This is a genomic window from Pseudomonas sp. SWRI68 (genome assembly GCF_014269165.1).
GTDB lineage: Bacteria > Pseudomonadota > Gammaproteobacteria > Pseudomonadales > Pseudomonadaceae > Aquipseudomonas > Aquipseudomonas capeferrum.
The window spans coordinates 249008-274326 of record NZ_JABWRU010000003.1; the positions used below are offsets into that span (position 1 = coordinate 249008).

The window sequence follows — 25319 nt, forward strand, 5'->3', positions numbered from 1 at the left end:
GGAGGGGCAGGGTGACAAATGGTTCGATAATCGCACGGATAGTCGATTATCGGATTGTCACCGACCTGTCAGCCTCCTTAATCTGAACTCACTGATGCACCCTGACCAGGAGTCTCCAAAATCATGCGTGACGTATTTATCTGTGATGCCATCCGCACCCCGATCGGGCGCTTCGGCGGCGCCCTGGCCGGCGTGCGCGCCGATGACCTGGCGGCTGTGCCGCTGAAGGCGCTGATCGAGCGCAACCCGTCGGTGCAGTGGGACCAGGTCGACGAAGTGTTCTTTGGTTGCGCCAACCAGGCCGGCGAAGATAACCGCAACGTGGCGCGCATGGCGCTGCTGTTGGCAGGCCTGCCCGAGAGCATCCCAGGCGTGACCCTCAACCGCCTGTGCGCATCGGGCATGGATGCCATCGGCACGGCGTTCCGCGCCATCGCCAGTGGCGAAATGGAGCTGGCCATCGCCGGTGGTGTCGAGTCGATGTCGCGTGCCCCCTTCGTCATGGGCAAGGCCGAGAGCGGTTACTCGCGCAACATGAAGCTTGAGGACACCACCATTGGCTGGCGCTTCATCAACCCGTTGATGAAAAGCCAGTATGGCGTGGACTCGATGCCGGAAACTGCCGACAACGTTGCCGACGATTACCAGGTCTCCCGCGCTGACCAGGATGCCTTTGCCGTGCGCAGCCAGCAGAAGGCCGCAGCGGCCCAGGCAGCTGGGTTCTTTGCCGAAGAGATCGTGCCGGTGCGCATTGCCCACAAGAAGGGCGAGACCGTGGTCGAGCGCGACGAGCACCTTCGCCCGGAAACCACCCTTGAAGCCTTGACCAAGCTCAAACCGGTCAATGGCCCGGACAAGACGGTCACCGCTGGCAACGCGTCGGGCGTCAACGATGGCGCGGCGGCGTTGATTCTGGCCTCGGCCGAGGCGGTAAAAAAACATGGCCTGACCCCACGCGCCCGGGTACTGGGCATGGCCAGCGCCGGTGTGGCGCCACGGGTGATGGGCATCGGCCCGGTACCGGCGGTGCGCAAGCTGACCGAGCGCCTGGGCGTGGCGGTGGCTGATTTCGATGTGATCGAGCTCAACGAGGCGTTTGCCAGCCAGGGCCTGGCGGTGCTGCGCGAGCTGGGTGTGGCGGACGATGCGCCGCAGGTGAACCCTAATGGCGGCGCGATTGCCCTGGGCCACCCGCTGGGCATGAGCGGTGCGCGGTTGGTGCTGACGGCGCTGCATCAGTTGGAGAAGAGTGGCGGACGTAAAGGCCTGGCCACCATGTGCGTGGGCGTGGGCCAAGGTTTGGCGCTGGCTATCGAACGAGTTTGACCACTACCGGCCTCTTCGTGGGGCAAGTCGGATCGCCGCACCGCCGCCCCCACAGCGGACCACGCATTCTCTGTGGGAGCGGCGGTGCAGCGATCCGACTTGCCCCGCGAAGGGGCCGGTACTGTAAGACACAAGGCCAATTGCCAGCCTGCGAGCGGAACGAGTGTGTTACTAGGTATGTCTAGACTTACCTAGGACCCTCCAGGAGTAAAACCACCATGACCTCAACCTATTACACCGGCGAAGAGCGCAGCAAGCGCATCTTCGCTATCGTCGGTGCCTCTTCGGGCAACCTGGTGGAATGGTTCGACTTCTACGTCTACGCCTTCTGCGCGATCTACTTCGCCCCGGCCTTCTTCCCCTCCGACGACCCCACCGTACAATTGCTCAACACCGCCGGCGTGTTTGCCGCGGGCTTCCTGATGCGCCCCATCGGTGGCTGGATCTTCGGCCGCCTGGCCGACCGCCATGGCCGCAAGAACTCGCTGATGATCTCGGTGCTGATGATGTGCGCCGGGTCCTTGATGATCGCCTGCCTGCCCACCTACGCCAGCATTGGTACCTGGGCACCCGCGTTGCTGTTGCTCGCCCGCCTGATCCAGGGCCTTTCGGTGGGTGGCGAGTACGGCACCACCGCCACTTACATGAGCGAAGTGGCGCTGCGCGGCCAGCGCGGCTTCTTCGCCTCTTTCCAGTACGTGACCTTGATCGGCGGCCAGTTGCTGGCCGTGCTGGTGGTGGTGATCCTGCAGCAACTGCTGACAGAGGACGAGTTGCGTGCCTGGGGTTGGCGCATTCCGTTCGTGGTCGGCGCCGTGGCCGCACTGATCTCGCTGATGCTGCGCCGCTCGCTGCACGAAACCAGCAATGCCGAAACCCGCAATGACAAAGATGCCGGTTCGATCAGCGGGCTGTTCCGCAACCACACCGCAGCGTTCATCACCGTGCTGGGTTACACCGCGGGCGGGTCGCTGATTTTCTACACCTTCACCACCTACATGCAGAAGTACCTGGTCAATACGGCCGGCATGAACGCCAAGAACGCCAGCTACGTGATGACCGGCGCGCTGTTCCTGTTCATGATCCTGCAGCCGTTCTTCGGCATGTTGTCCGACCGGATTGGCCGGCGTAATTCCATGCTGCTGTTCGGCGCCTTGGGCACGCTGTTCACCGTGCCCCTGCTGATGGCGCTGAAGACCGTGACCAGCCCGTTCCTGGCCTTCGTGCTGATCAGCCTGGCCTTGTGTATCGTCAGTTTCTACACCTCGATCAGCGGCCTGGTAAAAGCGGAGATGTTCCCGCCGCAGGTGCGCGCGCTGGGTGTCGGCCTGGCCTATGCAGTGGCCAACGCGATGTTCGGGGGGTCTGCCGAATACGTGGCGCTGGGCCTGAAGACGCTGGGCATGGAAAACACCTTTTACTGGTACGTGACGGGCATGATGGCGATAGCCTTCCTGTTCAGCCTGCGCCTGCCGAAGCAGGCCGCGTACCTGCACCATGACGATTAAGGACCTGCAATGACGTACCGTGCGGACAACCAGCTGTTCGATGCCTACTTCACCGCGCCGGCCATGCGCGAGATCTTCTCCGACCGCGGCCGCCTGCAGGGCATGCTCGATTTCGAGGCTGCCCTGGCCCGCGCCGAAGCGGCCGCCGGGCTGGTGCCGCACAGCGCGGTGGCGGCCATCGAGGCCGCCTGCAAGGCCGAGCGCTACGACACCCGCGCCCTGGCTGATGCCATCGCCAGCGCTGGCAACTCGGCCATCCCACTGGTGAAGGCGCTGGGCAAGGTGATCGCCAGCGGCGTACCCGAGGCCGAGCGCTATGTGCACCTGGGCGCCACCAGCCAGGACGCCATGGACACCGGGCTGGTACTGCAACTGCGCGATGCCCTCGACCTCATCGAAGCGGACCTTGGCCAACTGGCCGAGACCCTGTCGCGCCAGGCCTTGCAGCATGCCGATACGCCCCTGGTGGGGCGCACCTGGCTGCAGCACGCCACGCCGGTCACCCTGGGCATGAAGCTGGCCAGTGTGCTGGGCGCGCTGACCCGCCATCGCCAACGCCTGCAGGAACTGCGCCCGCGCCTGCTGTGCCTGCAGTTTGGCGGTGCTTCGGGCAGCTTGGCGGCATTGGGCAGCAAGGCCATGCCGGTAGCCGAGGGCTTGGCCGAGCAGCTCAAGCTGCACTTGCCTGAGCAGCCTTGGCACACCCAGCGCGACCGCCTGGTGGAATTTGCCTCGGTGTTGGGCCTGATCGCCGGCAGCCTGGGCAAATTCGGCCGCGATATCAGCCTGCTGATGCAGACCGAGGCGGGCGAGGTGTTCGAGCCTTCCGCGCCGGGCAAAGGTGGCTCGTCGACCATGCCGCACAAGCGCAACCCGGTGGGCGCCGCCGTGCTGATCGGTGCCGCCACCCGTGTGCCTGGCCTGGTGTCGACGCTGTTTGCCGCCATGCCTCAAGAACATGAACGCAGCCTCGGCCTGTGGCATGCCGAATGGGAAACCCTGCCGGATATCTGCTGCCTGGTGTCCGGCGCCCTGCGCCAGGCCCAGGTGATCGCCGAAGGCATGCAGGTGGACGCCGAGCGCATGCGCCGCAACCTCGACCTGACCCAGGGCCTGGTGCTGGCCGAAGCCGTCAGCATCGTCCTGGCCCAGCGCCTGGGCCGTGACCGCGCCCACCATCTGCTCGAGCAGTGCTGCCAGCGTGCCGTCGCCGAGCAGCGCCACCTGCGCGCGGTGCTTGGTGACGAGCCGCATGTCAGCGCCGAACTGTCGGCGGAAGAACTCGATCGTTTGCTCGACCCTGCCCATTACCTCGGCCAGGCCCGCGTCTGGGTGGCGCGCGCCGTGGCTGAACATCAACGTTTCACTGCCTGAAGGAGACTGCTGTGGCGCATTTGCAACTGGCCGATGGCGTACTGAACTATCAAATCGATGGCCCGGCGGATGCTCCGGTGCTGGTGTTGTCCAATTCCTTGGGTACCGACCTGGGTATGTGGGACACGCAGATTCCGCTGTGGAGCGAGCACTTGCGCGTGTTGCGTTATGACACCCGCGGCCATGGTGCCTCGCTGGTCACCGCAGGCCCTTACAGCATCGAGCAATTGGGCCGCGATGTGCTTGCCCTGCTCGATGGCCTGGACATCCAGAAAGCGCACTTCGTCGGGCTGTCGATGGGCGGCCTGATCGGCCAGTGGCTGGGGATCAACGCAGGCGAGCGCCTGCACAGCCTTACCCTGTGCAACACCGCGGCCAAGATCGGCAGTGACGAGGTCTGGAACCCGCGCATCGACACCGTGCTCAAGGGCGGCCAGCAGGCCATGGTTGCCCTGCGCGATGCCTCCATTGCGCGCTGGTTTACCCCAGGCTTCGCCCAGACGCAGCCCGAGCAGGCCCAGCGTATCTGCCAGATGCTGGCGCAGACCACGCCTGAGGGCTATGCAGCCAACTGCGCTGCGGTGCGCGACGCCGACTACCGCGAGCACGTGCAGCGTATCCAGGTGCCGACCTTGATCGTTGCCGGTACCGAAGACGTGGTGACCACCCCTGAGCATGGCCGCTTCATGCAGGCTGCCATCCAGGGCGCCGACTATGTCGACTTCCCGGCTGCGCACCTGTCCAACGTCGAGATTGGCGAGCGCTTCAGCCGCCGAGTGCTCGACTTCCTGCTGGCTCACTGAGGATAACGCCATGGATGAGAAACAACGCTACGACGCAGGCATGCAGGTGCGCCGCGCGGTGCTTGGCGATGCGCACGTGGACCGCAGCCTGGAGAAGCTCAACGACTTCAATGGCGAGTTCCAGGAGATGATCACCCGGCATGCCTGGGGTGATATCTGGACTCGCCCCGGCCTGCCGCGTCACACCCGCAGCCTGATCACCATCGCCATGCTGATCGGCATGAACCGCAACGACGAGCTCAAGCTGCACCTGCGGGCTGCTGCCAACAACGGCGTGACCCGTGACGAGATCAAGGAAGTGCTGATGCAGAGCGCGATCTACTGCGGCATCCCGGCGGCCAATGCCACCTTCCACCTGGCGGAATCGGTGTGGGATGAGCTGGGCGTCGAGTCGCGCTCTTAAGCCCCGTGGGCTCTTGGTAGGAGCGGCCTTGCGTCGCGAAAGGGCTGCGGAGCGGCCCCGGATATGTGCGGTGACGCTGAAATCGAGGGGCCGCTGCGCGCCCCTTTCGCGACGCAAGGCCGCTCCTACTACGACCGCAGGGCCACTGGGCCGGCATTGGCCTCCACGGCTTGCTTGAGCGCTGGGCACAACCCCAGCATGAATGCCGCTTCCGCCACCACGAACAGCGGCCCGATGATCAGCCCGCTGATATCGTCGACGAACGCCGGCTTGCGGCCTTCGTAATAGTGGCCGACGAACTGGATGATCCAGCCCACCACGAATGCCCCCAGCCCCGCACCGAGCCACAGCCCGGTGCTTTGTACCGCCAGTACCTGGCCAAGCCACAGGCACAGACCCAGCAGCAGCCCCATGACCAGCCCGAAGCGCAGGTCCAGGCGCAGGTAGAACCACACCGAAGCCGCCGCCGCCAGCAGGGCAGGGGATAGCCAGATACCGGCAACGTCCCAGCCTGGGCGCGACAGCAGGATGGACACGGCCAGCACGATCAGTGGGATGCCAAGGAAATGGGTGGCGATGTTGCGTGGGTCGCGGTGGTAGTTGGCGTATTGGCTCAGGTGTTCGACGAGGTTTTTCATTGTTGTGCCTCCCTGGTTGGCCGGTACAGGCCCCCATATAGCTCAGGATAGCCCGCACGCACCATCTTCATCAGTTCAGCGAATGGCGGCACTGCGTAGGTGCGCATCCAGCCCCACCAGCGTCTCGATCATGGCCCGCGTCGCCGGCGACAAGCGATAGCCGCTGCGGCTGACCGGGCCCCCGCCAGGTGCTCGGTCTGCAGGTGTGGGGTGAAGTCGCTGCGCCCGCGATGCCTTCAAGAATGGTTTGTTTCGTTAGTTATTCTTTTGGGTTATTTAAACCCTCGTCACGGGTTTGACCGCGACGAGGGTGGCCAGATCACAGCAGATTCAACGGGTAACTCACTATCAGCCGGTTCTCATCGAAGGCATTGGTGCTGAAATCCCGGCGCATGGTGGAGTTGCGCCATTTCACCGACAGGTCCTTGAACGACCCCGACTGCACCACGTAGGCCAGTTCGGTCTCACGTGCCCATTCCTTGCCATCGTCGACGCCACCCGCCGTCACGTTGTCACCCTTGATATAGCGGTTCATCAAGGTCAGCCCCGGTACCCCGACGGTGGCGAAGTTGAAGTCATGGCGCACCTGCCAGGAACGCTCCTTGGCATTGTCGAAGCTGGCGTTGTAGCTGTCGTTGGCCAAGGTGCCGCCGCTGGTGCCGTTGACCCGCAGCCAGGCGTCATCGCCACTGACCTTTTGCAGGCCGACGTAGAAGGTATGGCCCTGGTAGCGTGCCGAAAGCAGTGCCGAGGCCGTGCGGTTATCCAGTTCCCCGGCGCGCTCGGCGCCGTCTTCCTTGCCGATGAAGTAGCCGAGGTTGGCGCCCAGGGTCCAGTCGCCCAGTGGCTGGCTGTGTACCAGGTTGAGGTACTGCTGGCGGTAGATGTCCTTGAGCTGGGCATCCCACAGGCCAATCATCGTGCGCTTGTCGTTGAAGGTGTATTCACCACCGCCGAAGTTGAAGCGGTCCGAGGTGAAGGCTGCACGGCCATTGAGCGACATGTCTTCCATGCTGGCGTCGTTGCGCGGGCTGTTGCCGCGGAACTGGCCGGCATACAGGGTCAGGCCGTCGATTTCCTTGGAGGTGAGCTGGCCGCCGCGGAAGGTCTGTGGCAGCGAGCGGCCATCGTCCGAACGCAGGATCGGCAGCACTGGCATCCATTCGCCGACCTTCAGTTCGGTCTGCGAGAGCTTGGCTTTCAGGGCCACGCCCAGGCGGCCGAAATCGTCTGCGGGGCGGCCGTCATCGTGCACCGGCAACAGGTGGGTGTTGGTGGTGCCTCTGCCGCCATCGAGCTTGACCGAGTACATGCCCAACACATCCACGCCGAAACCCACAGTGCCCTGGGTGAAGCCGGAGCGGGCATCGAGGATGAAGCTCTGGGTCCATTCCTCGGCCTTGCTCTGGGGGTGGGCTGGGTCGACGAAGTTGCGGTTGATGTAGAAGTTGCGCAGGTTGAGGGTGGCCTTGGCGTCTTCCATGAAGCCGCCGTCCGCAGCAAACGCGGGGAGGGTGCAGGACATGGCCAACAGGCCGGGCAGCAGCTGGCGTGCGGTATGCGAAGTGCTCATCTGTCGTGGATCTCTTGTTTTTATGGGCGAGCCGTTGCGCTGCAGGATGCGGCCTGCAGGTGCGGGTCTTTGATGAACGTGGGCAACGTTGCGTGAGCGGATGGTGCGGGGAAGGGAAGGGGCGAGGCAATTCGTCGCAGACGGTATGGGGCGATAATCGAACGGAATGTTCCAGGTGGTTAATTGTTTGCCTGCCCAGGCAAGCGACAACAAAAAGCCCACCGCGAGGGTGGGCTTGATGTTGCTACCAGGGCATTCAGCCTTTCGGTGTTGCCACCGAAGCCTGCTGATTGGCCTGCCCGGTCTGCTCGTACCAGCCGCCGCCGAGCGCCTTGTACAGGTTGACCTCACTGGTCAGCTGCGACAGGCGATCACCGATCAGTGCCTGCTGGGCGCTGAACAGGTTACGTTGGGCGTCGAGGAAGGTCAGGTTGCTGTCGATACCGATACGGTAGCGACGCTCGGCCAGGCGGTAGTAGTCCTGGTTCGCCTGCACCAGGTCACGCTGGGCCTGCAACTGCTCTTCGAAGGTCTTGCGCGCCGCCAGGCCATCGGAGACTTCCTGGAAGGCGGTCTGGATGGTCTTCTCGTACTTGGCGACGTTGATGTCCTTCTGGATCTTCGAGTAGTCCAGGCTGGCCTTCAAGCTGCCGGCGTTGAAGATCGGCAGGTTGATCTGCGGCTGGAACAACCAGGTGCCCGAACCGCCTTTGAACAGGCCGTCCATGTCGGTACTCAAGGTGCCGGCGTTGGCGGTCAGGCTGATGCTCGGGAAGAACGCTGCACGGGCCGCGCCGATGTTGGCGTTGGCGGCCTTGAGCAGGTGCTCGGCTTCCTGGATGTCCGGGCGACGCTGAAGGATGTCCGACGGCAGGCCGGCCGGTACTTCGGCCAGCTGGTCGGCGTTCAGCTCCAGCGGCTGGGGCAGGTTGGCCGGTACGCCGGTACCCAGCAGCACAGTCAGGCTGTTGAGGTCCTGGGCAACCAGGCGCTGGTACTGCGAGTACTTGACCCGCGCGCCTTCCACGGCGGTGCGTGCCTGGCTGAGGTCGAGCGCCGAGGCGACACCGACTTCATTGCTGCGACGGGTCAGGTTGTAGCTTTCCTGGTAGGTCTTCAGGGTGTCTTCGGTCAGCTTGAACAGCGCCTGATCCGCCTGCCAGGTGTAGTAGGCGTTGGCCACGCTGGCCACCAGGGCGATCTGCGTGGAGCGCCGTGCCTGTTCACTGGACAGGTAGGTTTCCAGCGCTTGCTCGCTCAGGCTGCGCACACGGCCGAACAGGTCCAGCTCATAGGCACTGACGCCGAGAGTGGCCGAGTACTGGCTGGTGATACCGGCTTGGCCGGTCTGCGACATGTCTGCCGGTACCCGCTGGCGGCTGCCGCTGCCAGTGGCCGAAACCGCCGGGAACAGGTCGGCCCGCTGGATGCGGTACTGCGCGCGGTAGGCGTCGATGTTCAGCGCCGCGACACGCAGGTCGCGGTTGTTCACCAGCGAGGTCTGAATCAGCTGCTGCAGCGCCGGGTCGTGGAAGAACTGGCGCCAGCCCTGTTCGGCGGCGGCAACGTCTGCCGATTGGGTCGGCGAATACGCAGGGCCTTGCGGCCACTGCGCTGCCACCGGCGCTTCCGGGGTCTGGTAATCAGGGATCAGCGAGCAACCGCCAAGAATGAAAGCGGTTACCGCCAGGGACAACAAAGACTTGGTCATTGCCCAGCCTCATAACGTGGAGTTTCAGGGGTGTCGTCTTTTTTCGGCTCTTTGCTGCCGAACATCGACGACACTGCGACGAAGAATAGCGGTACCCAGAAGATTGCCAACACGGTCGCACTGATCATGCCGCCGATCACGCCGGTGCCGATCGCATGCTGGCTGCCGGCGCCTGCGCCGCTGGCGATGGTCAACGGTACCACGCCGAGGATGAACGCCAGCGAGGTCATGATGATCGGGCGCAGACGCATGCGGCACGCCTCGATCGCAGCGTCGTACAGGCTGCGGCCCTGCTCGTGCAGCTCTTTGGCGAACTCGACGATCAGGATCGCGTTCTTCGCCGCCAGGCCGATGGTGGTCAACAGGCCGACCAGGAAGTACACGTCGTTGGACAAACCGCGCAGGCTGGCGGCGATCAGGGCACCGATGATACCCAGCGGTACCACCAGCACGACGGCGATCGGGATCGACCAGCTTTCGTACAGCGCTGCCAGGCACAGGAACACGAACAGAATCGAGAGGGCGAACAGTGCCGGCATCTGCGAGCCGGAGAGTTTTTCCTCGTAGGACATGCCCGTCCAGGAGAAGCCGATACCGTCCGGCAGCTCGCCAGCGATGCGTTCCACTTCAGCCATGGCCTCACCGGTACTGTAGCCCGGCGCTGGCGCACCAAGGATTTCCATCGCCTCGACGCCGTTGTAACGGGACAGCTTCGGCGAGCCGTAGGTCCATTCGCCCTTGGCGAAGGAAGAGAACGGCACCATCTCGCCCTTACCGTTGCGTACGTACCACTTCTGCAGGTCTTCCGGGCTCATCCGGGCATTGGGTTCACCCTGGATGTACACCTTCTTGACCCGGCCACGGTCGATGAAGTCGTTGACGTAGCTGGCACCCAAGGCAATCGACAGGGTGTTGTTGATGTCGGCGATGGTCACGCCCAGGGCGCTGGCACGTTCGTCATCAATGGTCAGCTGGTACTGCGGTTCATCGTTCAGGCCGTTAGGGCGCACGGCACTGAGTATCTTGCTCTGCGCAGCCTTGGCCAGGAACTGGTTGCGTGCTTCCATGAGTTTTGCATGGCCGACACCGCCGCGGTCCTGGAGGAACACGTCGAAGCCGGTGGCGTTACCCAGTTCGAGTACCGCAGGCGGGGCGAAGGCGAACACCATCGCATCGCGGAAGGTGAAGAAGTGCTGCTGCGCACGCTGGGCCAGGGCGAACACACTGTTCTCCTGGGAGCGCTCGCCCCACGGCTTGAGCATGATGAACGCCATGCCCGAGCTTTGGCCGCGGCCGGCAAAGTTGAAGCCGTTGACGGTGAACACCGACGAAACGGTATCGGCTTCGTCCTTGAGCAGGTACTCGCGCATCTGGTCGACCACCACTTGGGTGCGTTCGGCACTGGAGCCTGCCGGGGTCTGCACCTGGGCAAACAACACGCCTTGGTCTTCTTCAGGCAGGAACGCCGTCGGGATGCGGGTGAACAGCCAGATCATGCCAACCACGATCAGTGCGTAGCCCAGCAGGAAGGGCACCTTGTTGCGCAGGATGGTGCCCACGCTGCGCTCGTAGCCGTTTACGCTGCGGTCGAAGTTGCGGTTGAACCAGCCGAAGAAACCACCTTTGGCGGTGTGGTGCTCGCCCTTCTTCAGCGGCTTGAGCATGGTTGCGCACAGTGCCGGGGTGAAGATCAGTGCCACCAGCACCGACAGGCCCATGGCCGAGACGATGGTGATGGAGAACTGGCGGTAGATCACACCGGTAGAGCCGCCGAAGAAGGCCATGGGCAGCAATACCGCCGACAGCACCAGGGCGATACCCACCAATGCACCCTGGATCTGCTCCATGGAACGCTTGGTGGCTTCCTTGGGTGGCAAACCCTCCTCGGACATCACCCGCTCGACGTTCTCCACCACGACGATGGCGTCGTCCACCAGCAAGCCGATGGCCAGGACCATGGCGAACATGGTCAGGGTGTTGATGCTGAAGCCCGCAGCGGCAAGGATGCCGAAGGTACCCAGCAACACCACCGGTACGGTCATGGTGGTGATGATGGTAGCGCGGAAGTTCTGCAGGAACAGGTACATCACCAGGAACACCAGGACCACGGCTTCGATCAGGGTGTGGATCACCCCACTGATCGATTCGGTGACCACTGGCGTGGTGTCATACGGGAACACGGCCTTCACGCCCGGCGGGAAGAACGGCTCGAGGTCGCTGATGGTCTGGCGCAGCGCCTTGGCAGTGTCCAGGGCGTTGGCGCCGGTGGCCAGCTTGACCGCCAGGCCCGAAGCCGGTTTGCCGTTGAACTGGGCACTGACCGCGTAGTTCTCGCCGCCCAGGCCAACCTCGGCGACATCACCCAGGCGTACCTGGGAACCGTCGTTGTTGACCTTGAGCAGGATCTTTTCGAACTGCTCGGCGGTCTGCAGACGGGTTTTGCCGATGATGGTGGCGTTCAGCTGGGTACCCGGCAGGGCAGGCAAGCCGCCGAGCTGGCCGGACGATACCTGCACGTTCTGCGCAGCGACCGCAGTCTTCACGTCGACCGGGGTCAGCTGGAACTTGTTCAGCTTGGCCGGATCGAGCCAGATACGCATGGCGTACTGGGCACCGAATACCTGGAAGTCACCCACGCCGGCGGTCCGCGAAACCGGGTCCTGCATGTTCGAGACGATGTAGTTGGCCAAGTCGTCCTTGGTCATGCTGCCATCTTCGGACACCAGGCCGATCACCAACAGGAAGTTCTTCACTGCCTTGGTGACACGGATACCCTGTTGCTGCACTTCCTGCGGCAACAGCGGTGTGGCCAGGTTCAGCTTGTTCTGAACCTGAACCTGCGCGGTGTCGGCGTTGGTGCCTTGCTCGAAGGTGGCGGTGATGGTCATGCTGCCGTCGGAGTTACTTTCCGAAGACACATAACGCAGGTTGTCGATACCGTTGAGCTGCTGCTCGATGACCTGCACCACGGTGTCCTGCACCGTCTGCGCCGAGGCGCCCGGGTAGGTCACGGCGATGGCGATGGCCGGTGGCGCGATGCTTGGGTACTGGTTGATCGGCAACTTCAGGATCGACAGGGCCCCGACCAGCATGATCACCAAGGCGATCACCCAGGCGAAGATCGGGCGATCGATAAAGAACTTCGACATGGTTTACTCCGCTTTGGCGTCTGCTTTCGCCGCGTTGGCCTGATCAGGGCTGGCCGGCTTGTTGACGTTGGTGGCTTCGCTGACCTTGACCTCGACGCCCGGACGCACGTATTGCAGCCCTTCGGTGATCAGGCGATCGCCCGGGTTCAGGCCTTCCTCGATCAGCCAGTCACTGCCCAGGGTACGGCTGGCCTTGAGCTGGCGCAGTTCGACCTTGTTTTCCTGGTTGACCACCAGTGCGGTTGGCGCGCCCTTGAGGTCGCGGGTCACGCCCTGCTGTGGGGCCAGGATGGCGTTGGCGTTGACCCCGGCGCGCAGGCGGGCATGCACGAACATGCCTGGCAGCAGGGTGTGGTCGGGGTTCGGGAAGATCGCACGCAGGGTCACCGAGCCTGTGGTCTCGTCGACCGAGACTTCGGAGAACTCCAGGCGGCCTTGCTGCTTGAACAGGCTGCCGTCTTCGAGCACCAGTTGCACCGAGGCGGCGTTTTCGCCGGCCTTTTGCAACTGGCCGCTTTCCAGGTCACGGCGCAGCTTGAGCAGCTCGGCGGTGGACTGGGTGACGTCGACGTAGACCGGGTCGAGTTGCTGGATGGTGGCCATGGCGTTGGTCTGACCATTGCTCACCAGCGCGCCTTCGGTAAACGCGGAACGGCCGATGCGGCCGCTGATCGGTGCCAGGACTTTGGTGTAGCGCAGGTCGATCTGGGCACTCTTGAGTGCAGCCTCTGCCTGCAATCGTTTGGCATTGGCGTCGTCGTATTCCTGCTTGGACACAGCCTGTTCATCGATCAGCTGCTTGTAGCGCTCGGCCAGCGAGCGGGTGGCCTGCAGGTTGGCCTGGGCATTGGCCAGGTTGGCCTCGTAGACGGCAGGGTCGATCTGGTACAGCTGCTGGCCTTCCTTGACGTCGCTGCCTTCCTTGAAGAGGCGCTTGAGAATGATGCCATTGACCTGTGGTCGCACTTCGGCAACCCGGTAGGCACTGGTGCGCCCCGGCAATTCCGAGGTCAGGGTGAAGGCTTGCGGCTGAATGGTCACGACGCCGACCTGAGGAGCCTGCGCGGCAGGCGCTGCTTCTTCTTTCTTGCAGCCACTGAGCAGAGTTGCCAGGGCGACGGCGGAAACCAGAGCGGTAACGGCTGGCTTGAATTGCATGAGGATCCTCGGGGCGCTGGAGCAGGAGACGCTCAAGAGTAATGGAAGAGTCTGATCGGAAAAATGCTATCCGGTGGATAAATAGCTTGCTAAGGAATATACTTACATTCATGGTTGTTTGTAAATACCGCTGCGCAGTACTTGGTGACTGCAGCAGCCCTTGATTAGCCCATTCGGGAGACGCCCTGCAGAGGCGACCCCGGCGGTTCCCCCGAGCACGCCGCGTGCTCGGGCCCAGATGAGGTTGTACTGCCATGGTCCGTAGAACCAAAGAAGAAGCCCAGGAAACCCGCGCCCAGATCATCGAGGCAGCGGAAAAGGCCTTCTACAAGCGCGGGGTTGCGCGAACCACCTTGGCCGACATCGCCGAACTGGCGGGCGTGACCCGAGGTGCGATCTACTGGCACTTCAACAACAAGGCCGAACTGGTGCAAGCGCTGCTCGACAGCCTGCATGAAGCCCATGACCACCTTGCACGCGCGAGCGAAAGCGAGGACGAACTGGACCCGCTGGGTTGCATGCGCAAGCTGCTGCTGCAAGTGTTCAACGAGCTGGTGCTCGATGCCCGAACCCGGCGTATCAATGAAATTCTGCATCACAAGTGCGAGTTCACCGATGACATGTGTGAAATTCGCCAGCAGCGCCAGAGCACGGTGCTGGATTGCCACAAGGGCATTGCCCTGGCGCTTGCCAATGCCGCGCGCCGGGGCCAGTTGCCTGTCGAGCTGGATGTCGAGCGCGCGGCGGTGGCCATGTTTGCCTATGTCGATGGCCTGATCGGGCGCTGGTTATTGCTGCCGGACAGTTTCGACCTGCTGCGTGATGTCGAAAAATGGGTCGACACCGGGCTGGATATGCTGCGCTTGAGCCCAGCGCTGCGCAAATGACACTTTGTTAAGGATTGTGAGGGAGTGTTGCCCCATTGTATTAACGGGGCATTAAAGGCGGGGTCGCGTTGCGGCCCTGCTTTATTAGTGCCCGCGCAATTGCCGGTCCGGCAACGCCAGCGCCGCCACCAACCCCAGCAGTGCAACCACACCACTGCCCATCAACAAATGCTTGAACGTCTCCAATAACCTTGCCTGGGTCAGTGGGTCGGCCTCGCCTGCCTTCAGGCTGCCCAGCAAGGGGTTGCCCAGCAGCTCGAACCCACCCTGGTGCAGCAACGCCAGCAGCAGGCTGGACATGCACGCCACCCCCATGGCCCCCCCAAGCGAGCGGAACAGGTTGGTGGTGCTGGTGGCCACGCCAATGTCCTTGCTGGCCACCGCGCTTTGCGTGCCCACCAGCGACGTCGGAAACTGCAGCCCGCAGGCAATGCCGGTCAGCAACATGAACACGGCGCTGAGCAGCGCCGACTGCGGCGGTGTCATGGCCATGGCGAAGATGGCCACCGGCATCAGCAGCGCGCCGGTGAGTATCTGCGGTTTGTAGCGCCCGGTGAGGCTGGTCATGCGGCCGCCGGTGAAGGCCCCCATCGGCAGGCCCATGGCCAGTGGCAGCAGGTGCAATGCCGCGCTGTCGGCACCTGCACCGGTGATGCCCTGGTAGCGCAAGGGCATGAGCATGGTCAGGGAAATCGACTGGAAACTGGCGAAAAATATCACCCCCCAGCACAGCACGGCGACGCGGTTGCCGAACAGGTCGAGGGGCAGCAGCGGCTCCGGGCAGCGCCGTTCATGGCCAATGAAAAGCGCCAGGCCAAGCACCGCGCAGGCGAACAGCGCCAGTACGGATGGCGCTGCCCAGGCGTGGCCCTGGCCGACCAGGGTAATGCCCAGCAGCAGGCTACCCAGGCCAACAATCAGCAACACGGCGCCGAGGTAATCGACCTGCGCCTCGCGGCGCTTGACCGGCATGTCGCGCAGTGCCCGATGGATCGCCCACAACGCGACCATTCCCAGTGGCAGGTTGATCCAGAACACCCAGCGCCAGGACAGGTACTCGGTCAGCCAGCCGCCGAGCACCGGCCCGGCGACGCTGGCCACTGCGTACATGCTGCTGAAATAGCCCTGGTAACGGCCACGTTCGCGCGGTGGCACGAAGTCGCCGATGATCGCCTGGCTGACCGACACCATGCCCCCTGCACCGACCCCTTGCAGCACGCGGGCCAGCACCAGTTGCTGCATGTCCTGGGCGAGGGCGCAGGCAATCGACGCCAGGGTGAACAGCTTGATGCCGGTAAGTATCATGCGCCGCCGGCCATACAGGTCACCGAGTTTGCCGTAGATCGGCACCGCCACCGTCATCGCTACCATGTACCCGGAGATCACCCAGGCCAGCAGGCCGACATCGTTGAATTGTGCGGAAATGGCCGGCAGCGAGACGGCGACAATGGTCTGGTCCAACGCGCCGAGGAAGATGGCCAGCATCAGAGCGGTGAGCACGTTGCGCAAGACGGTCGGGGGCAGGGCGGCAGTCACGAAATTACCTTAGGCATGGCAATGAGGCCGATGAAGTGTAACCTGACTTAGGTAGCTTCCTATGTACTATCTGCATCCCCTATGCAAGATCGGCATTGGCGCATTCATCCAGTGAGGCATGGCCGCGTGATATCGTGGCTGGACCGCAGGGGCTGTGATCCGTGGCCTGCACCAGCTTGGTGCAGCTAATTGCCGCAGGGTTTTCGTGTCGCTGTATCCCATACCTTTTATTCCTCTGCCTGCATGTCGAGCATGACCGCCCGGATGGCGACGGTTGGAACAGGTCAGGTAGACCCGATTCAGGGGTTGGTAGCAACCGTTCAATTTCACGTTATTGCGGAGTGATCATGCCCAGGGCTTCCCACCAAGATTTGCGTTTTGCCTTCCGCGAGCTGCTCGCTTCAGGTTCCTGTTACCACACAGCGTCCGTGTTCGACCCGATGTCGGCGCGCATTGCCGCTGACCTGGGTTTCGAAGTCGGTATTCTTGGTGGTTCGGTGGCTTCGCTGCAGGTGCTGGCCGCACCGGATTTTGCCTTGATCACGCTCAGCGAGTTCGTCGAACAGGCCACACGCATTGGCCGTGTGGCGCAACTGCCGGTGCTGGCCGATGCCGACCACGGCTACGGCAACGCGCTGAATGTCATGCGCACGGTCATCGAACTGGAGCGTGCCGGCGTTGCGGCACTGACCATCGAAGATACGCTGCTGCCGGCCCAGTTCGGGCGCAAGTCCACCGATTTGATTCCAGTCGATGAAGGCGTCGGCAAGATTCGCGCGGCGCTTGAAGCACGGGTCGATTCGTCGCTGTCGATCATCGCCCGCACCAACGCCGGCGTGCTGAGCACCGAAGAAATCATCGTGCGCACCCAGAGCTATCAGAAAGCCGGTGCCGACGGGATCTGCATGGTGGGGGTGAAGGATTTCGAGCAGCTCGAGCAGATTGCCGAGCACCTGAACGTGCCGTTGATGCTGGTGACCTACGCCAACCCCAACCTGCGTGATGACGAACGCCTGGCACGCCTGGGCGTGCGCATCGTGGTCGATGGCCATGCGGCGTACTTTGCTGCCATCAAGGCCACCTACGACTGCCTGCGCCTGCAGCGCGGCCAGCAGAACAGGTCCGAGAACCTCAACGCCACCGAACTCTCGCACACCTACACCCAGCCCGAGGATTACATCCGCTGGGCCAAGGAATACATGAGCGTCGAGGAGTGACCGGCAGGGCGCCGTCAGCTCAACGGACGGCGCTCAAGGTTGCGCTTTGCGGCACGCAGTGCGCGTGCTGACAATTGGCTGCCGAGCCGGGTTGGTCGCGGAGCAGTTCGACCCGCCAGCAGGCTGAGCCGTAAAGCCCGGCAACGGCAAACAGCGCCATCACCACTGCGAACCTTCTTGTCTTGATGCCCATGGTGCTCACCTCCTGTTACCGCGCCAGGTGATACCGGTAAGCGTAGGCCAATTCGCGGCGCCATGGGCTTACATCAGGTGCTTGTCCCATTCCGGCTCGTCCCGGAACCGCTGTGCGAGAAAGTCCAGCATGCTGCGCAAGGTCGCCGGCATGTGCTTGCGCGAGGTATACACCGCATTCAGGTTGAGCTCGCGCGGCCGTGCCTCGGGCAGCAGGCGCACCAGTGCGCCCGTGCGCAGCGCAGCGGCAGCCTGGTAGGTTGGCAGCATGGCAATGCCCGCACCGGCCAGTGCCGCCTTTTGCAACGTCATGGCCTCATTGGCACTGATGTTGCCCTCGACCGGGACGGCAATGGCGTGGCCCTGCACCTCGAAATGCCAGAGGCTGTGGCCGAAGTAGGCATGGGTCAGGCAATTGTGCCCGCTCAGTTCCTCAACCCGCTGCGGCGTCCCATGTTCGTGCAGGTAGCCCGGTGCCGCGCACACCACCGAGCGGCACACGGTCAGGCGCCGGGCGATCAGGTTCGGGTCCAGGTCGTTGCTGGTGCGGATGGCCAGGTCGATGCGCTCATCCACCAGGTTGACCGTGCGATCGAGCATCTGCAGTTCAACCTTCACCCCGGGATAGCGCCGAACATACGCGGCCACGGCATCCACCAGTTGCGCCTGGCCGAATGACGTACTGACGCTGATGCGCAGCGCGCCGCGGGGCGCGTCGTCCGGTTGGCGTACGGCAACCTGCAGGTCGCCGGCAAGTTCCAGCAGTTGGCGGCAGCGGGGCAGTGTCTCCTGGCCAGCGGCGGTCAGGCTCAGCTTGCGCGTGGTGCGCTGCATCAGCCGCGCCCCGACCCACTCCTCGAGTTCTGCCAGGTAGCGTGAAACCACTGGCCGCGACAGTTGCAGGTGATCCGCTGCCGCAGACTGGCTGCCCAGGTCGACAACAGTGACAAAAACGCGCATGGCGTTGAGACGGTCCATGATTTGCCCGATTTTAGAAACAAACTATGTTCGAGCATCGCATTTTTTGTCATGGATTTGGCAACTAAGCTGTTGACCATTCTTCTACAGACGGACCGTTGCGATGTCGCTATTCACTCCCTTGCGTGGCCTGTTATTGGCCTGTGTTGCGTTGACCGGCCCGGCCCTGGCTGCCGAGCCGTTGCAGCTGGAGGTCTACAACCCTGGGCACGAGGCCATTTTCCCGGTCAGTTCGGTGATTGTCAGCGGCGCCCACGATGCCATCCTGGTCGACGCCCAGTTCGGCAAGGCGCAGGCTGAACAGGTGGTCGAGCGCTTGCGTGCCGGCGGCAAGCGGCTGACCACCATCTACATCAGCCATGGCGACCCGGACTACTACTTCGGCCTCGACACGCTGACCCAGGCGTTCCCCGCCGCCAAGGTGGTCGCCTCGGCGCCCACGGTTGCGCACATTCGCCAGACCATGGACGCAAAGCTGGCTTACTGGGGCCCGCAAATGGGCGCGGACAAACCGGCGCGGCTGGTCGTGCCACAGGTCCTCGCGGGCGATCGCCTGACCCTGGAAGGCCAGACGCTCGAGGTGGTCGGCCTGGACTGGCCGCAGCCTGATCGCAGTTTTGTCTGGATTCCGTCGATCAAGGCAGTCGTCGGCGGCGTGGTGGTTGCGGAGCATATCCACGTGTGGATGGCCGATACCCAGTCGGCCCAGTCGCATGCCGACTGGCTGGGCACGCTCAAGCACATCGAGCAGCTGGCGCCGCGCACCGTGGTGCCTGGGCATTACTTGGGCCAGAGCAGCCGTTCGCTCGCCGCTGTGCGCTTCACGGCCAATTATGTTGAGGCGTTCGATGCCGAAGCCGCCAAGGCGAAAGATGCCGCTACGTTGATCGCGGCGATGAAAAAACGCTACCCGGGCCTGGCTGACGAGAGCTCGCTGGAGCTCGGTGCCAAGGTCGCCAAGGGCGAGATGAAGTGGTAATTCCGTTCAATTGATGGAGTGTTTCCCATGAGCAAGATCGCAATCATTGGTGCCACCGGCCGAGCCGGCAGCCAGTTGCTGGAAGAGGCCCTGCGCCGTGGCCACAGTGTCGTGGCCATTGCCCGCGACCCGTCGCGGCTGCAGGGGCGTGATGGGGTGACGGTCAAGGCGCTGGACGTCAAGGACAGTGTGGCGCTACAAGCGGCTGTCGCCGGTGTGGACGCGGTGTTGAGCGCTGCGCACTTTGCAACTCTCGACGCGCACGCGATCATCGAGCCGGTCAAGCGCGCTGGGGTCAGGCGCCTGCTGGTGGTGGGCGGGGCCGGCAGCCTGCTGCTGCCTTCCGGGCACAGGGTGATCGACAGCCCGGACTTCCCCGAGGCCTACAAAGCCGAGGCGAGTGCCGGCGTGCGCTTTCTCGAGGTGCTGCGCCAGGAGCAGAATCTGGACTGGACGTTCCTGTCGCCTTCGGCGGAGTTTGTCGAGGGCGAGCGGAGCGGGCACTACACGCTGGGCAAGGATCATCTCCTGATCGGTGCCGACGGCAAGAGCTGGATCACCTTTGCCGACTATGCGATTGCCATGCTCGATGAGCTGGAAAAGCCGGCGCATTCGCGGGCGCGGTTTACCGTCGGGTACTGAGCCGCAGCACGGCCTCGTGTAGGAGCGGCCTTGCGTCGCGAAAGGGTCGCGGAGCGGCCCCGGGTTTTCGGGTGCCAGCAAGAACGTAGGGGGCCGCTCCGCGACCCTTTCGCGACGCAAGGCCGCTCCTACAAGGGCTCGCGGTTGGCGCGCGCCTGCAGCCAGTCCATCAGCTCGACCAGGCCGGCGGGCAGGTGCTTGGCCTGGCTGACCAGGTAATAGCCTTTGCCAGTCGTCACCTTCAAGCCAAAAGGCATGCACAGCCGTCCGCCGTGCAGGTCATCGCCGATCAGCGACCAATCGCCAATGGCCACCCCGGTGCCCTGCGATGCCATGGCCATTGCCATGTCCAAGGTCTCGAAGTGCTGTTTCGGCCCTTGAGCAGCAAACGTCGCGCCAGCTGCCTGCAGCCATAGCCGCCAGTCGTGCTCGTCACGCGAGGGGTGCAGGAGCATGTGGCGCATCAGGTCGTCGATCTGCGCCAGCGGCAAGGCGCCTTCCAGCAGTGAAGGCGCGCAGACAGGTGTCAGCTGCTCGTCGAACAATTTGCGAACCTGCAGGCCATGGTTCGGCAGGCTGCCGTACACCACCGCCGCATCGAAGCCTTCGCGGCGGAAGTCCACGCCATGCTGCACCGTGGTGGTCAGTTCTACCGGTACGTCGGGGCGCAGCGCCTGCCATTCCATCAGGCGTGGCAGCAGCCAACGCATGACGCAGGTCGGCGCTTTGAGCTGCAAGGTGGCGCGATGCCCACCCACTTCACGCACGCCTTGTTCGACTAGCGCAAACACCTGCTGCACCCGCGGCAACCAGTCCTGGCCTTCACGCGTCAGGCTCAGGCCGCGGGCCTGGCGCTGGAACAGGGCGTAACCGAGGTGCGCCTCCAGTGCGCCGATCTGCCGGCTGACGGCGCCTTGGGTGATGTGCAACTGCTGCCCCGCACGGGTGAAGTTGCAGTGCTGGGCTGTGACCAGGAAGGTGTACAGGGCGGGCAGGGGCGGTAGCCGTTTCATTGCATTAAGCCATGACTTGGAGACATGGCTAGTATGTGTTTTTTTGCATTGTGGCGATAGCGTTGGCTTGGGTCCAATACGGGCAGATTCCAACAAGACTCAAGGTAAAAACACATGGCAACCTGCGGCGAAGTACTGGTCAAACTCCTTGAAGGCTATGGTGTGGACCATGTCTTCGGCATTCCAGGCGTGCATACCGTCGAGCTCTATCGCGGCCTGGCGGCTTCTTCCATTCGTCATATCACCCCGCGCCACGAGCAAGGCGCCGGGTTCATGGCCGACGGATATGCCCGGACCCGGGGCAAACCAGGGGTGTGCTTCATCATCACCGGCCCTGGGATGACCAACATCACCACCGCCATGGGCCAGGCCTATGCCGATTCGATCCCGATGCTGGTGATTTCCAGCGTGCAATCGCGCGATCAACTGGGCGGCGGCCGCGGCAAGCTGCACGAGTTGCCGAACCAGGCTGCATTGGTGTCGGGCGTGGCAGCCTTCTCGCAGACCCTGATGAGCGCCAACGACCTGCCACAGGTACTGGCCCGCGCCTTTGCCGTGTTCGAGGGCGCCCGCCCGCGCCCTGTGCATATCGAGATCCCACTGGACGTGCTGGTCGAGCCAGCCGATCACTTGCTGCCAGGCCGCCCGGTGCGCAGCAGCCGCGCAGGTGCCGCCCCCCAGGCCGTCGCTTTGATGGCCGAGCGCCTGGCCAAGGCCAAGCGCCCGCTGATTCTGGCGGGTGGTGGTGCGTTGAGCGCTGGCGCCCCCTTGGCCCGCCTGGCAGAGCTGCTGCAGGCACCGGTAGCATTGACCATCAATGCCAAGGGGTTGCTGGCATCCGATCACCCGTTGCAAATCGGCTCCACCCAGTCGCTGCCGGCCACGCGGGCGCTGGTGGCCGAGGCGGACGTGGTGCTGGCCATCGGTACCGAACTTGCCGAAACCGACTATGACGTGACCTTCAAGGGCGGCTTCGAGATCCCGGGCAGTCTGCTGCGGATCGACATCGACCCGGACCAGACAGTGCGCAACTACCTGCCCGAGCTGGCGTTGGTCGCCGATGCCGAACTGGCCGCCGAGGCGCTGTGCGCGGCCTTGCAGGGGCAGCCGCTGCCAGCGCGTGACGGTGGCTGGGGGCAGCCGCGCGTGCAGCAGCTGCGCCAGGCCCTGGCGAGCGGCTGGGACCAGCCGACCCTGAGCCAGACCCGCCTGCTGAGCAGTATCCTAGAGCGCCTGCCCAACGCCATTCTGGTCGGCGATTCGACCCAGCCGGTGTACTCCGGCAACCTCACGCTGGACATGGACCAGCCGCGCCGTTGGTTCAATGCCTCGACCGGTTACGGCACACTGGGCTATGCATTGCCAGCGGCGATGGGCGCCTGGCTGGGGAGCGCCGCGCAAATCGCCGAGCGTGCGCCGTCGGTTTGCCTGATCGGCGATGGTGGCTTGCAGTTCACCCTGCCGGAGCTGGCCAGTGCGGTGGAGGCCCAGGTACCGCTGATCGTGCTGTTGTGGAACAACCAAGGGTACGAGGAAATCAAGAAGTACATGGTCAATCGCGACATCGAACCGGTCGGCGTGGATATCCATACCCCAGACTTCATCGGCGTAGCACGGGCCTTGGGCGCCGAAGCGGAGCATGTGGTTGATGTCGCGCAGTTGCAGGCGGCGTTGGGGCGTGCGGTGGAGCGCAAGGGGCCGACCTTGATTCAGGTTGACCAGAATCAGTGGCAGGCGGCGGTGGTCGCGTAAAAAGCTGCCGGCCTGTACCGACCCCTTTGCCGGTACAGGCCGTGCACAACTTACCCGGCCGGGGCCCGCAGCCGCGCCACATCGCGAATCGGCGGCGCGCCGTACAGCCTGCTGTATTCGCGGCTGAACTGCGACGGGCTTTCATACCCGACCCGATAGCCCGCCACTGCGGCTTCAAGCCCGTCATTGAGCATCAACCGCCGTGCCTCTTGCAGGCGCAACTGCTTCTGGTACTGCAGTGGGCTCATGGACGTCACGGCCTTGAACCGATGGTGCAAGGTCGAGGTGCTGAGGTTGACCTCCCGGGCCAGGTCCTCGATGCGCAACGGCTGCTGGAAGTTCTGGTTGAGCCAGGTAATGGCCTGGCAGACTCGGTGGGTCTGGCTGTTGGCCAAGGCGATCTCATACAGCCGATAGCCCTGCGGGCCACGCAGCAGGCGGTAGAGAATTTCGCGGCGGAACAGCGGCGCCAGCATGGCAATGTCCCGGGGCGTATCCAGCAGGCGGATCAGCCGCAGCAGCGCGTCGAGCAACTGTGCGTCGGTCCTCTCCACATACAGCCCTCGGCCGGACGGCAGGTTGGGCACCAACATCGGCCCACTTTCGGCGATCAGCTGGCTGATTTCGGCCGGGTCCAGGTCCAGTCGCAAGCCCAGGCTGGGGTTTTCGGGGCTGGCATCGAGTTTGGCTGCGCTGATCGGCAAGGTCACCGACACCACCATGTAGTGCAGCGGGTCATAGGCGTACTGCTCGTCACCGAGGAACAGGCTTTTGCTGCCCTGTGCCAGGATGCACAACGCCGGCAACGCCAAGGTAGGCATGGCGCGGATGTTTTCCGTGTAGCGCACCAGATACAGGTCGTCGATGGCCGACACCGTGCCTTGGGGCTCGCCGGCATGGCGGCGGATCAGCTCGGCCAGCTCCTGGCGTTGCACTTCCAGGGACGGCTCGATGGGCGTGGCGGTGGTCATGATGGCTTCCTCTACTGACTGACGCAGCATAGGTTTGGGCAATGGCGGGCGCTAGTCGAAAGCTGCACGGCGATTGCCTGATCCTGCCGTGCTGCAGGATCAGGCAATCGCCGTGCAGTAATAGCCTAACGCGTCGCGCGCGCCAGCCTCTAACCTTGGCAGCCTGGTTTTTCGTCCGCCTGCTTCAAGGAGATCGTGCAATGACCCAACGACAACCGGTCACCCACTTGGCTTTCATTCGTGCCAGCAGCGGACGTTCGGCAGAGCTGGGCGCGCGCCTGCGCGATCTGCTCGAGCCTTCTTTGCGTACACCGGGTTGCCTTAGCTTCACGGTCCAGCGCTCGCAGGCCGACGCCGACCTTTGGTTGCTCAGCGGCAGCTGGCGCGACCAGCAGGCGATGAGCGGCTACTTCGCGTCACCGACCCTGGAGGTGTTCGGTGAGCTGGTGCAGGCTCAGGTGGTCAGCAGCCTGGATTTGCATACCTTCGATTGATCGCAGGTGTGTGCAGGTTAGAATGCCGCCCTCGATCAATGGCGCGGAGCGCAGCATGGCACGTAGAGAATTCCCGCAGTTCGAAGCGGTTTCGGCGATGGTCCCGGTGGAAGGGGGTGGCTACAACGCGGCCATTGCGGTGAAAGCGCTGGGCCTGGGCGGCGCCCCGCGCTTTCACAAGGTACTGGACGGCCAGGTGTTCAAGGGCGCCATGGCGGCCGACGAGGCCGCCTGCGCCGAACTCGAACGCCTGCAGGGCGTCAGTGATGAGGGCGAGCTGATCTGGTGATCAGTTGCCCGCCTGCGGCCTGGCCATCTTGAACAGGTTGCCCAGTTCGAAGTAATCCGCCGGGCCGCCACCACGCAGGATCGGCTCGGCGGCAGCGGTATCGTAGATGCCGTCCTTGAGCAGGTGCTCGGCAATGTGCACCGCCACCACTTCACCCAGGATCAGCCAGCTGGGCACCAGCGCCTGGTCCGCCCGCTGCAGCTGGACGATCTGGCTGACCTTGCACTCGAACGCCACCGGCGTTTCGCTTACGCGGGGCACCTGCACCACACGCGACGGTGCTGGCGTCAGGCCGCTCAACGCGAACTCATCGATGTCTGCCGCTACCGCCGCACAGCTCTGGTTCATCGCCTCGGCCAAAGGCCGGGTCGCCAGGTTCCAGACAAACTCGCCGGTCTGCTCGATGTTGTTCAGGCTGTCTTTGCGCCCGACACTGCAGAAACCGATGATCGGCGGGATGTAGTTGAAGGCGTTGAAAAAACTGTAGGGCGCCAGGTTCAGGCGGCCTTCGCGGTCGTGGGACGAGATCCAGCCAATGGGGCGGGGGCCGACGATGGCGTTGAAGGGGTCGTGGGGCAGGCCGTGGCCTTTGGCAGGTTCGTAGTAATACATCGGTGCTGGGCTTGCTTGCCCTACCTCTTGGGGACGAAGGCCTCTAGTGTGCCAAGCCTGTGCCCGCCTGAAAATGATCAAGCCCGGCCGAAGCCGGGCTGGGTGCGCGCATCA

General features: G+C 63.7%; 23 protein-coding genes and 1 pseudogene. 12 read left to right on the plus strand and 12 right to left on the minus strand.

Annotation, left to right across the window (positions count from 1 at the left end):
- Nucleotides 1-120 precede the first annotated feature (120 nt).
- The 5 genes from pcaF (at nt 121) to pcaC (ending at nt 5414) form a co-directional block, all read left to right on the plus strand.
- Nucleotides 121-1326, plus strand: coding sequence for a 3-oxoadipyl-CoA thiolase (gene pcaF, locus HU770_RS07330; protein ID WP_177326516.1), 1206 nt, complete (start codon nt 121-123; stop codon nt 1324-1326).
- 218 nt (nt 1327-1544) lie between these two features.
- Entirely contained in the window at nt 1545-2834 is a 1290-nt protein-coding gene (locus HU770_RS07335) for an MFS family transporter (RefSeq protein WP_033702762.1), read from the plus strand.
- Nucleotides 2835-2843: 9 nt separating this feature from the next.
- Nucleotides 2844-4208 carry a 3-carboxy-cis,cis-muconate cycloisomerase gene (locus HU770_RS07340; RefSeq protein WP_186663404.1) on the plus strand — a complete coding sequence of 455 codons (1365 nt, stop codon included), beginning with the start codon at nt 2844-2846 and terminating at the stop codon, nt 4206-4208.
- Nucleotides 4209-4219: 11 nt separating this feature from the next.
- A complete protein-coding gene (pcaD, locus tag HU770_RS07345; RefSeq protein WP_033702760.1) occupies nt 4220-5011 on the plus strand; it encodes a 3-oxoadipate enol-lactonase in 792 nt (263 codons plus the stop codon).
- Nucleotides 5012-5021: 10 nt separating this feature from the next.
- A complete protein-coding gene (gene pcaC / locus HU770_RS07350; protein ID WP_047583944.1) occupies nt 5022-5414 on the plus strand; it encodes a 4-carboxymuconolactone decarboxylase in 393 nt (130 codons plus the stop codon).
- 128 nt (nt 5415-5542) lie between these two features.
- Here the strand turns inward: pcaC and HU770_RS07355 are convergent, their stop codons facing one another.
- The 6 genes and pseudogenes from HU770_RS07355 to ttgA form a co-directional block, all read right to left on the minus strand.
- Nucleotides 5543-6052: an Mpo1-like protein gene (locus HU770_RS07355; RefSeq protein ID WP_186663405.1), complete on the minus strand. Its 510-nt coding sequence runs from the start codon at nt 6050-6052 to the stop codon at nt 5543-5545.
- A 75-nt stretch (nt 6053-6127) separates the two neighbouring features.
- Nucleotides 6128-6279 (minus strand): annotated as a pseudogene (locus tag HU770_RS27345) (LysR family transcriptional regulator); the annotation flags it as partial.
- A 92-nt stretch (nt 6280-6371) separates the two neighbouring features.
- Nucleotides 6372-7625: an OprD family porin gene (locus tag HU770_RS07360; protein WP_033702756.1), complete on the minus strand. Its 1254-nt coding sequence runs from the start codon at nt 7623-7625 to the stop codon at nt 6372-6374.
- A 256-nt stretch (nt 7626-7881) separates the two neighbouring features.
- On the minus strand, nt 7882-9336 hold the full coding sequence (locus tag HU770_RS07365) for an AdeC/AdeK/OprM family multidrug efflux complex outer membrane factor (RefSeq protein WP_033702755.1): 1455 nt from the start codon (nt 9334-9336) through the stop codon (nt 7882-7884).
- Nucleotides 9333-12485 (minus strand): multidrug efflux RND transporter permease subunit TtgB, encoded by a 3153-nt coding sequence (gene ttgB, locus HU770_RS07370; protein ID WP_095064212.1) that lies wholly within the window; start codon nt 12483-12485, stop codon nt 9333-9335. The genes HU770_RS07365 and ttgB overlap by 4 nt, the downstream gene beginning before the upstream one ends.
- 3 nt (nt 12486-12488) lie before the next feature.
- On the minus strand, nt 12489-13643 hold the full coding sequence (gene ttgA, locus HU770_RS07375; protein WP_033702753.1) for a toluene efflux RND transporter periplasmic adaptor subunit TtgA: 1155 nt from the start codon (nt 13641-13643) through the stop codon (nt 12489-12491).
- Nucleotides 13644-13897: 254 nt separating this feature from the next.
- Here ttgA and ttgR point away from each other — a divergent pair, with 254 nt between their 5' ends.
- Nucleotides 13898-14530 (plus strand): efflux transport transcriptional regulator TtgR, encoded by a 633-nt coding sequence (gene ttgR / locus HU770_RS07380; protein WP_033702752.1) that lies wholly within the window; start codon nt 13898-13900, stop codon nt 14528-14530.
- An 84-nt stretch (nt 14531-14614) separates the two neighbouring features.
- On the opposite strand, the gene HU770_RS07385 is transcribed toward ttgR, so the two are convergent.
- Entirely contained in the window at nt 14615-16066 is a 1452-nt protein-coding gene (locus tag HU770_RS07385; protein ID WP_186663407.1) for a DHA2 family efflux MFS transporter permease subunit, read from the minus strand.
- A 347-nt stretch (nt 16067-16413) separates the two neighbouring features.
- Between HU770_RS07385 and HU770_RS07390 the strand changes: the two genes are divergently transcribed.
- Nucleotides 16414-17283 carry an oxaloacetate decarboxylase gene (locus tag HU770_RS07390; protein WP_186663408.1) on the plus strand — a complete coding sequence of 290 codons (870 nt, stop codon included), beginning with the start codon at nt 16414-16416 and terminating at the stop codon, nt 17281-17283.
- A gap of 19 nt (nt 17284-17302) precedes the next feature.
- Here HU770_RS07390 and HU770_RS07395 read toward each other — a convergent pair whose 3' ends face one another.
- Together HU770_RS07395 and HU770_RS07400 are read right to left on the minus strand one after the other, a co-directional pair.
- A complete protein-coding gene (locus HU770_RS07395) occupies nt 17303-17476 on the minus strand; it encodes a hypothetical protein (RefSeq protein WP_186659605.1) in 174 nt (57 codons plus the stop codon).
- 68 nt (nt 17477-17544) lie between these two features.
- Nucleotides 17545-18453: a LysR family transcriptional regulator gene (locus HU770_RS07400; RefSeq protein ID WP_186659603.1), complete on the minus strand. Its 909-nt coding sequence runs from the start codon at nt 18451-18453 to the stop codon at nt 17545-17547.
- A gap of 103 nt (nt 18454-18556) precedes the next feature.
- On the opposite strand from HU770_RS07400, the gene HU770_RS07405 reads away from it, so the two are divergent.
- Both HU770_RS07405 and HU770_RS07410 read left to right on the plus strand, forming a co-directional pair.
- Complete coding sequence (locus HU770_RS07405) at nt 18557-19432, plus strand: MBL fold metallo-hydrolase (protein WP_186663410.1); 876 nt, start codon at nt 18557-18559, stop codon at nt 19430-19432.
- Between the two features lie 27 nt (nt 19433-19459).
- Nucleotides 19460-20074: an NAD(P)-dependent oxidoreductase gene (locus HU770_RS07410; RefSeq protein WP_186663412.1), complete on the plus strand. Its 615-nt coding sequence runs from the start codon at nt 19460-19462 to the stop codon at nt 20072-20074.
- Between the two features lie 128 nt (nt 20075-20202).
- Here the strand turns inward: HU770_RS07410 and HU770_RS07415 are convergent, their stop codons facing one another.
- Nucleotides 20203-21087 carry a LysR substrate-binding domain-containing protein gene (locus HU770_RS07415; RefSeq protein ID WP_186656539.1) on the minus strand — a complete coding sequence of 295 codons (885 nt, stop codon included), beginning with the start codon at nt 21085-21087 and terminating at the stop codon, nt 20203-20205.
- Between the two features lie 114 nt (nt 21088-21201).
- Between HU770_RS07415 and HU770_RS07420 the strand changes: the two genes are divergently transcribed.
- Complete coding sequence (locus HU770_RS07420) at nt 21202-22839, plus strand: 5-guanidino-2-oxopentanoate decarboxylase (RefSeq protein ID WP_033702745.1); 1638 nt, start codon at nt 21202-21204, stop codon at nt 22837-22839.
- A gap of 50 nt (nt 22840-22889) precedes the next feature.
- On the opposite strand, the gene HU770_RS07425 is transcribed toward HU770_RS07420, so the two are convergent.
- The gene (locus tag HU770_RS07425) at nt 22890-23810 is read right to left on the minus strand and encodes an AraC family transcriptional regulator (RefSeq protein ID WP_186656543.1); all 921 of its coding nucleotides are present in this window, start codon (nt 23808-23810) and stop codon (nt 22890-22892) included.
- Nucleotides 23811-24010: 200 nt separating this feature from the next.
- On the opposite strand from HU770_RS07425, the gene HU770_RS07430 reads away from it, so the two are divergent.
- Nucleotides 24011-24304, plus strand: a complete 294-nt coding sequence (locus HU770_RS07430; protein WP_033702743.1) for an antibiotic biosynthesis monooxygenase family protein — start codon at nt 24011-24013, stop codon at nt 24302-24304.
- A gap of 22 nt (nt 24305-24326) precedes the next feature.
- On the plus strand, nt 24327-24593 hold the full coding sequence (locus HU770_RS07435; protein WP_186656546.1) for a hypothetical protein: 267 nt from the start codon (nt 24327-24329) through the stop codon (nt 24591-24593).
- Here the strand turns inward: HU770_RS07435 and HU770_RS07440 are convergent, their stop codons facing one another.
- The gene (locus HU770_RS07440) at nt 24594-25205 is read right to left on the minus strand and encodes a flavin reductase family protein (RefSeq protein ID WP_186656548.1); all 612 of its coding nucleotides are present in this window, start codon (nt 25203-25205) and stop codon (nt 24594-24596) included. It abuts the gene before it with no gap.
- Nucleotides 25206-25319: the final 114 nt, after the last annotated feature.

What these genes read in the sequence shown, in the direction of transcription:
- ttgR (WP_033702752.1), top strand. Translation starts at nt 13,898, where the DNA reads ATGGTCCGTAGAACCAAAGAAGAAGCCCAGGAAACCCGCGCCCAGATC.
- HU770_RS07420 (WP_033702745.1), top strand. Translation starts at nt 21,202, where the DNA reads ATGGCAACCTGCGGCGAAGTACTGGTCAAACTCCTTGAAGGCTATGGT.
- HU770_RS07395 (WP_186659605.1), bottom strand. Translation starts at nt 17,476, where the DNA reads ATGGGCATCAAGACAAGAAGGTTCGCAGTGGTGATGGCGCTGTTTGCC.
- HU770_RS07360 (WP_033702756.1), bottom strand. Translation starts at nt 7,625, where the DNA reads ATGAGCACTTCGCATACCGCACGCCAGCTGCTGCCCGGCCTGTTGGCC.
- HU770_RS07365 (WP_033702755.1), bottom strand. Translation starts at nt 9,336, where the DNA reads ATGACCAAGTCTTTGTTGTCCCTGGCGGTAACCGCTTTCATTCTTGGC.
- ttgB (WP_095064212.1), bottom strand. Translation starts at nt 12,485, where the DNA reads ATGTCGAAGTTCTTTATCGATCGCCCGATCTTCGCCTGGGTGATCGCC.
- HU770_RS07440 (WP_186656548.1), bottom strand. Translation starts at nt 25,205, where the DNA reads ATGTATTACTACGAACCTGCCAAAGGCCACGGCCTGCCCCACGACCCC.
- HU770_RS07410 (WP_186663412.1), top strand. Translation starts at nt 19,460, where the DNA reads ATGAGCAAGATCGCAATCATTGGTGCCACCGGCCGAGCCGGCAGCCAG.
- pcaC (WP_047583944.1), top strand. Translation starts at nt 5,022, where the DNA reads ATGGATGAGAAACAACGCTACGACGCAGGCATGCAGGTGCGCCGCGCG.
- HU770_RS07340 (WP_186663404.1), top strand. Translation starts at nt 2,844, where the DNA reads ATGACGTACCGTGCGGACAACCAGCTGTTCGATGCCTACTTCACCGCG.
- HU770_RS07400 (WP_186659603.1), bottom strand. Translation starts at nt 18,453, where the DNA reads ATGGACCGTCTCAACGCCATGCGCGTTTTTGTCACTGTTGTCGACCTG.
- HU770_RS07355 (WP_186663405.1), bottom strand. Translation starts at nt 6,052, where the DNA reads ATGAAAAACCTCGTCGAACACCTGAGCCAATACGCCAACTACCACCGC.
- HU770_RS07335 (WP_033702762.1), top strand. Translation starts at nt 1,545, where the DNA reads ATGACCTCAACCTATTACACCGGCGAAGAGCGCAGCAAGCGCATCTTC.
- HU770_RS07435 (WP_186656546.1), top strand. Translation starts at nt 24,327, where the DNA reads ATGCCGCCCTCGATCAATGGCGCGGAGCGCAGCATGGCACGTAGAGAA.
- HU770_RS07390 (WP_186663408.1), top strand. Translation starts at nt 16,414, where the DNA reads ATGCCCAGGGCTTCCCACCAAGATTTGCGTTTTGCCTTCCGCGAGCTG.
- HU770_RS07430 (WP_033702743.1), top strand. Translation starts at nt 24,011, where the DNA reads ATGACCCAACGACAACCGGTCACCCACTTGGCTTTCATTCGTGCCAGC.
- HU770_RS07405 (WP_186663410.1), top strand. Translation starts at nt 18,557, where the DNA reads ATGTCGCTATTCACTCCCTTGCGTGGCCTGTTATTGGCCTGTGTTGCG.
- HU770_RS07425 (WP_186656543.1), bottom strand. Translation starts at nt 23,810, where the DNA reads ATGACCACCGCCACGCCCATCGAGCCGTCCCTGGAAGTGCAACGCCAG.
- HU770_RS07415 (WP_186656539.1), bottom strand. Translation starts at nt 21,087, where the DNA reads ATGAAACGGCTACCGCCCCTGCCCGCCCTGTACACCTTCCTGGTCACA.
- ttgA (WP_033702753.1), bottom strand. Translation starts at nt 13,643, where the DNA reads ATGCAATTCAAGCCAGCCGTTACCGCTCTGGTTTCCGCCGTCGCCCTG.